Raw genomic sequence first — 6,647 nt, 5'->3', positions numbered from 1 at the left:
CCGAGAGGGCCACACCCGTTCCCATCCCGAACACGGAAGTTAAGCCTCTCAGGGCCGATGGTACTGCACTGGTAACGGTGTGGGAGAGTAGGTCGCCGCAGGGAATTTAATAGAAAGCCCCGCCTGGGTATTCCAGCGCGGGGCTTTTCCTTTTCTGCTCACCTGCCTATGAAAGAGCCCCGCTAGAATTCCTTCCGGCGGGGCTCCTTTTTCTTACCTCTTCACTAACTCCTTCTTCGGCCTTATCGCCGGCAAGTTCTTCTCGCCGAAAGCAACTTCATAGACGTCCCGGTACTCATTTGCAAAATGGACCTCGAGCCCTTCCTTCAGGTAATCGTCCAACTCGACGAAATCCTTGCGGTTGGCTTCCGGGAAGATCAGGGCCTTCAGTCCGGCACGACGGGCAGCGATGGTCTTCTCTTTCACTCCCCCGATAGGAAGCACCCGCCCGGTAAGGGTCAGCTCTCCGGTCATCCCGAGTTTCGGCCTGACCGGCTTCCCGCACATCATGGAGATCAGGGCAGTCGCCATGGTGACCCCCGCCGAGGGACCGTCCTTCGGGGTGGCACCGGCCGGTACATGGAGATGGACGAAGTGGGTGTCGAAATAGTCCCCGGATGCCCCGTACTCCTGAAGATGAGCCATGACGTAGGAGTAAGCGATCTCGGAGCTTTCCACCATGACGTTGCCGAGCTGGCCGGTCTGTTTGAACCCTTTGCTCTTGCTCGGCATGGCGGTGGCGGTGGCCTCGATCGGAAGCGTCGCACCTCCCATGCTCGTCCATGCGAGGCCGGTGACCACGCCGGGGATATGCTCGAAGACCTCCTCGGTGGTGAAGACCGGTTGCCCGAGGTAGTTAGTCAGGTCGTTCGGTCCGATCACCACGGGAGCTATCCTGCCGGTCGCGAATTCTCTCGCCGCCTTGCGCATCAGCTTCTTGATCCGGTTCTCCAGGGTGCGGACCCCCGCCTCCCTGGCCCAGCCATCGATGAGGGAAGCGAGCGCCGCCTTCCTGATGCTCACTTGTCCGGCCTTGAGTCCGGCACTCTTGAGCGCCTTGGGGATCAGGTACTTCTTAGCGATTTCCATCTTCTCTTCGAGCACGTAACCGGAGAGACGGATGATCTCCATGCGGTCCAATAGCGGTGCGGGGATAGTGTCCAGCTGGTTGGCGGTGGCGATGAAGAGGACGTTGGAGAGATCGAACGGAACGTCCAGGTAGTGATCCCGGAAGGAGTAATTCTGTTCCGGATCGAGCACCTCCAAAAGTGCCGAGGCGGGATCCCCCTGGTAGCTCGCGCCGATCTTGTCGATCTCGTCCAGCATGAGGACCGGGTTGGCGCTCCCCGCGCTCTTCATGGCCTGGATAAACTTGCCCGGCATGGCGCCGATGTAGGTGCGGCGGTGCCCCTTGATTTCGGCTTCGTCCCTCATTCCCCCCAGCGTGAAGCGGTAGAAAGTGCGGCTGAGAGCGTCGGCGATACTCTTGCCGATCGAGGTCTTGCCTACACCGGGAGGGCCGACCAGGCAGATGATGGAGCCCGAGATGTCGCCCTTCATCTTACCGACCGAGATGAATTCGAGGATGCGGTCCTTGACGTCTGCCAGGCCGTGGTGATCGCGGTCGAGGACCCGGCGCGCCCGGTCGAGGTTATAGGAATCCTTGCTGAACTTTCCCCACGGGAGGATAGTGAGCCAGTCGAGATAGTTCCTCGTCACGTGGTATTCGGCTGAGGCGGGCTCCAGGAGCTTCAGCTTCTCCAGCTCGTCGTCGACGGTCCGCTGGGCCTCGGCGTTCAGTTTCAGCCCCTTGAGGCGCTCCTCGAATTTTTCCAGTTCGGAGGCCTTTCCCTCCTTCTCGAGGCCAAGCTCCTTCTTGATCGCCTTCAGTTGCTCCCTCAGGAAAAACTCGCGTTGCTGCTGGCTGACCTTCTCCTCGATCTGCTTGGAGATCTTGGACTGCAGCCGGGAAACTTCCAGCTCCTTCTTCAAAAGGATCAGCACCAGGTCGATGCGTTTGCGGACATCGAAGCTTTCCAGGACCTGTTGGAGTTCCTTCCCGTCGGCCGAGGTGAGGTTGGCTGCGAAGTCGGCCAGCCTTCCCGGGTCGTCCAGGCTGGAGCGGCCGAGGAAAAGCTTGATCTCCTCAGAGTAGAGCGGGTTGATCTGCACCAGTTCTTTGAGCGTGCTGACCACCGCCATCGAATAGGCCTTTAGCTCGGGATTCACCGAGAGCTCGGTGTCGAAGAAGTACTGCACCTTGCCGAACAACACACCGCCGGTCTGGGTAACCTCTTCGATGGTAAAACGCTGGAGTGTGTTGACCAGGAACTGCAACGAGTTCTCGTCGGAGTGCATGACCCGGACGATCTTGCCGGCTACCCCCACCGGGTGGAGATTGTCCGGGGCATCAGGATGATCGTACTCCTTTGCCAGCACCAGGCCGATTGCGTGGGAGGACGATTCCATGGCAATCTTGGCAGCCTGGATCTCGTGCGGATCGGTGAGAACCATCGGCACCAGCAGGTTTGGAAAGGCCGGCCGGGGACGTAGTGGAATGATAGGAAGGGAAGGGGGCAGCACCTCGGAGGCCAGAACCAGACCGCCGGATTCCCCTTCAGGGTGGCCGTTTACTTCGGCCTCGACAACCGTTTCAGTATCTAGTGCGCTCATGATTGTGCTCCTGGGAAGATTTAGCAGGATTTACTGTAACCTAAGCACGAGATCCTTCAGTGTCAACCTCCACCGGATCGATTCAGCTTAAGCAACAGCCGCGGCGAAGAGTGGCAAAGTTCAACGAAGAAACGACGGTGAAAGTGTAGGGGGAAGAGCGGCTAGAGCGGGGGGGATATGAGTGCCCGGAGCGGGAAGGAAGGAGAGCACTTGTAGCGGGCAGCGATGACGCCGGTGGAAGCGGTCAGCGATGGGAGTTTTCAGCGCGGGAGGGGAAAATGGAAGAGGGCCGATCGGTGACCGGCCCTCCCTTTGGTTGCCAATGCGCGGTAATGTCTACTGGTGGTGGAGACGCTCCGCGTTTTCAGCGAGTTCGACGAAAACTGCTTCACGCACGGAGTATTCCTCCCAGTAACGGGCGAGCTTCCGGATGCAGTTGAGCATGCCGACGGCAGCACCGGACATCCCGGCAGCTACCAGCGGGGTGGCTTCGCCGTTGATGGCGGTCACGATGCTGGCGGCGAAAAGCACGAGGCTGGAAAGGAACAGCGGCATCTCGACGTGCTTCATCGGGGACTGCATTGCCTTGCTGAGGGATGCGTAGACAGCGGCGTGGCCGCGGATGACGTCGAGGTAATGATCGAGGTCGGGTCCGTTAAAACGGCTGACGGCGCGGAGGTACAGCCTGCGGCAGGCCTCGCGGTTGGACGTTGCCATGCGGTCGCCGTAGTAGTGTTCGATTTCGATGTCGATGGTGTAAGTATCCATGGTGCTCCTCACTTCTTTGCGATGATCACCCCCGCAAAACGCTGGGGGTTGGATAATTAGTACAACCCAATACTCTACAAGCTCCGCCTCTGCAACAAAAAATGCATTCTGCCAGTGTTCGAATTTACTGTCAATGGATGCCGTGCAGCTTGACCGCGAAGGTGAGATCCAGGCCGGCCAGCGGGTGATTTCCGTCGAGAGTTACCGCGCCTTCGGTCACCTCGGTAACCATCATGGTGCGCGCGTTGTTCCCGCCGAACTCGATGACAAGTTTTTGTCCTACCCGTATTTCCCGCCCTTCCGGAAAGGAGCTCCGGTCCAGCTTGAGGATGTTGGCGTCCAGCCGGGGCCCATAGGCTTGCGCTGAAGGGATGACTAGGTTTCGCACCTCACCGGCCTCCATTCCAGCGATCTCGGCCTCCAGCGCGGGAAAGATCTCCCCGCACCCGAGCGTAAAGACGAGCGGCTCGTCGTCGGGAGTGGAGTCGAAGATCCTGCCGTTGTCGAGAGTTCCGATGTAATGGACGGACACGGTGGTCCCTGCAGGAATCCTTTTCACCATTACCTCCTCCTTCGCCGGCACCTGCCACTTCCAGCGCTTCCCGCCTTCTGCGCTTGCCATCGCCCGCTGCTTTTTTCAGGCCGGCTCGCCGCTCACGGATGGCCGTTTCGCGACCTGTCCTCAGCTTTGCATAAAATCTGCCAGCAGCAAAGGGGTAGTATTCCCATGACGTATCAGCAAAAACGGCCTCGCTAGCTGCTTAAAATGGCGGCAGCATGCCCGGCATTTCACCGTCTTGCCGGAGATGAAAAAGACCTTGGAGGTGGCAAAGTCGATGTGATATTTTCCGGATCAATATCATTTCGGGGACTGCATGATGACTACTGAAGCGCAGGTTCAACTGGAGCAAAGCTGGAAGCAGCATCTCGCCGGAGAGTTCGCCAAGCCCTACATGGCGGCCCTCAAAGATTTTTTGCGCAAAGAGATCGCCGGACGGAAGACCATTTTTCCGAAGGGAAGCCAGTATTTCAACGCCTTCAACACGACACCGCTCGACCAGGTGAAGGTGGTGATCCTCGGGCAGGATCCCTACCACGGCCCGGGGCAGGCGCACGGTCTCTGTTTCTCGGTCCCGGCCGGGGTGGATTCCCCTCCGTCGCTTATCAACATATTCAAGGAACTGCAGGCCGACCTGGGGCTCAAGCCCGAGGACTTCCGCCACGGCAACCTGGAGAGCTGGGCGCGGCAGGGCGTGCTGCTCCTGAACAGCGTCCTCACCGTCGAGGCCCACCGGGCAGCCTCGCACCAGGGGAAGGGATGGGAGCAGTTCACCGACCGGACGATCGAAGTTCTCAATAAGCAGCGTGAGCACGTGGTCTTCATGCTCTGGGGTGCCTATGCCCAGAAAAAGGGGGCCGTCATCGACCGGGACCGGCACCTGGTTCTGCAGGCACCGCATCCGTCCCCGCTCTCGGCCCATCGCGGCTTCCTCGGCTGCCGCCACTTCTCCAAGGCCAACGACTACCTCGTCCGGCACGGGGGCGAACCTATAGACTGGCGGCTTCCCTGAACCTGACCTTCCTACCCTCAAACAAAATGACGGCACCTCTGAAACGGTGCCGTTTTTGTTTTTATTGGCATAAGCAAATGACTCCGAGAGTCTGCGCGCTAGTATTTAACTGTTCCCCCAAAAGAGCGTTTCACCCCATCCTCACCTGTCCCTCCCCTTGAAAGGGAGGGTACCCCGGCGGAGACCACCTTCGCCGGATCCGCGTGGGCGTGGGGGGGTCTCCCTACAACTGCTCTTCCGTTGAAGCGGAGGCGAGGGAACACTGGAGGAATTGCCATGATCTGTGCGTCGATTCCCGAGGCTTTGGCCGGAATATCCGATGGGGCCACCATCATGGTAGGTGGCTTCGGTCTGGTCGGCATTCCGGAAAACCTGATCCTCGGGCTGCGGGAGCTCGGGGTAAGGGACCTGACGGTAGTCTCCAACAACTGCGGTGTTGAGGATTGGGGGCTTGGCCTGTTGCTTGCCAACCGGCAGATCCGGCGGATGGTGGCCTCCTACGTCGGCGAGAACCGCCAGTTCGAGCAGCAGTACCTCTCGGGGGAGTTGGAGGTGGAGCTGGTTCCCCAGGGGACGCTGGCGGAACGGATCCGGGCAGGCGGGGCCGGGATCCCCGCGTTCTATACCCCCGCCGGGGTGGGGACTCCCCTCGGGGAGGGAAGGGAGACCCGCGTTTTCGAAGGTAAGGAGTACCTGCTCGAGCGCGGCATGCGTGCCGACTTCGCGCTCGTGAAGGCGTGGCGGGGGGACGGGCTGGGGAACCTCCAGTACCGCCGCACGGCCCGGGATTTCAATCCGATGATGGCCGCCGCCGGTAAGGTAACCATCGCCGAAGTCGAGATACTTACAGCTATCGGGGCGCTGGTGCCGGAAGAGATCCACACTCCGAGCATCTACGTGCAGCGCATCGTGCAGGGCCCCCGCTACGAGAAGAGGATCGAGAAGCGGACGGTTGCCAAGGGAGCCGCGATATGAGCTGGACACGGGAAGAGATAGCACGGCGGGCGGCACTGGAGATCGAGGATGGCTTCTATGTCAACCTCGGCATCGGGATGCCCACCCTCATCGCCAATTACCTGCCGAAGGATAAGCGGGTGGTGCTCCAATCGGAAAACGGTCTCCTCGGAATCGGCCCCTACCCGACCGAGGAAGAGGTGGACGCTGACCTCGTCAACGCGGGCAAGGAGACCATCACCATGATCCCCGGCGCAGCCCTCTTCAGCAGTGCCGAGTCCTTCGCCATGATCCGGGGAGGCCACATCGACCTCGCCATCCTCGGTGGAATGGAAGTCTCTGCGGAGGGGGATCTGGCAAACTGGGTGATCCCCGGGAAAATGGTGAAGGGGATGGGGGGCGCCATGGACCTCGTGCATGGCGCCAAGCGGGTGGTGATCCTCATGGACCATCTGGACAAGGAGGGGCGCCCGAAGATAGTCAACCGGTGCTCGCTTCCGCTCACGGGGAAGCGGGTGGTGAACAGGATCATCACCGATCGTGCTGTCATAGACGTCACTCGGGATGGGCTGGTCTTGCAGGAGGTGGCTCCCGGATTGTCTGTGGAGGAGGTGCGTAGATCTACCGAGCCCACGTTGCTCGCCGCTGCGCGGTTGGGCGTAGGGGAGGTTGAGTGAATCG

6 protein-coding genes and 1 rRNA gene are annotated in these 6,647 nt (G+C 60.3%); 4 read left to right on the top strand and 3 right to left on the bottom strand.

All coding sequences use genetic code 11. The features are described from left to right. A 5S ribosomal RNA gene (rrf, locus tag L4X63_RS15625) occupies positions 1-104 on the top strand; the annotation flags it as partial. Positions 105-213: 109 nt separating this feature from the next. On the opposite strand, the gene lon is transcribed toward rrf, so the two are convergent. From lon to L4X63_RS15610, 3 genes are all read right to left on the bottom strand, one after another. Continuing rightward, positions 214-2,673 carry an endopeptidase La gene (lon, locus tag L4X63_RS15620; RefSeq protein ID WP_250679576.1) on the bottom strand — a complete coding sequence of 820 codons (2,460 nt, stop codon included), beginning with the start codon at positions 2,671-2,673 and terminating at the stop codon, positions 214-216. 336 nt (positions 2,674-3,009) lie between these two features. After that, positions 3,010-3,441: a GSU0071 family protein gene (locus L4X63_RS15615; RefSeq protein ID WP_250679575.1), complete on the bottom strand. Its 432-nt coding sequence runs from the start codon at positions 3,439-3,441 to the stop codon at positions 3,010-3,012. A 130-nt stretch (positions 3,442-3,571) separates the two neighbouring features. Then, positions 3,572-4,003 (bottom strand): FKBP-type peptidyl-prolyl cis-trans isomerase, encoded by a 432-nt coding sequence (locus tag L4X63_RS15610; protein ID WP_250679574.1) that lies wholly within the window; start codon positions 4,001-4,003, stop codon positions 3,572-3,574. Between the two features lie 313 nt (positions 4,004-4,316). On the opposite strand from L4X63_RS15610, the gene ung reads away from it, so the two are divergent. The 3 genes from ung to L4X63_RS15595 all read left to right on the top strand — a co-directional run bounded on the left by ung (position 4,317) and on the right by L4X63_RS15595 (position 6,643). After that, positions 4,317-5,012 carry a uracil-DNA glycosylase gene (gene ung, locus L4X63_RS15605; RefSeq protein WP_284694648.1) on the top strand — a complete coding sequence of 232 codons (696 nt, stop codon included), beginning with the start codon at positions 4,317-4,319 and terminating at the stop codon, positions 5,010-5,012. A gap of 276 nt (positions 5,013-5,288) precedes the next feature. Further along, positions 5,289-5,987, top strand: coding sequence for a CoA transferase subunit A (locus tag L4X63_RS15600; RefSeq protein WP_250679573.1), 699 nt, complete (start codon positions 5,289-5,291; stop codon positions 5,985-5,987). Beyond that, entirely contained in the window at positions 5,984-6,643 is a 660-nt protein-coding gene (locus L4X63_RS15595) for a CoA transferase subunit B (RefSeq protein WP_250679572.1), read from the top strand. Before L4X63_RS15600 ends, L4X63_RS15595 begins: the two co-directional genes overlap by 4 nt. Positions 6,644-6,647 lie beyond the last annotated feature (4 nt).

The organism is Geomonas sp. Red32, assembly GCF_023652955.1.
Classification (GTDB): Bacteria; Desulfobacterota; Desulfuromonadia; order Geobacterales; family Geobacteraceae; genus Geomonas.
The sequence above is the reverse complement of the archived record's forward strand: the minus strand, read 5'-3'. Positions and strand labels throughout refer to the sequence as shown.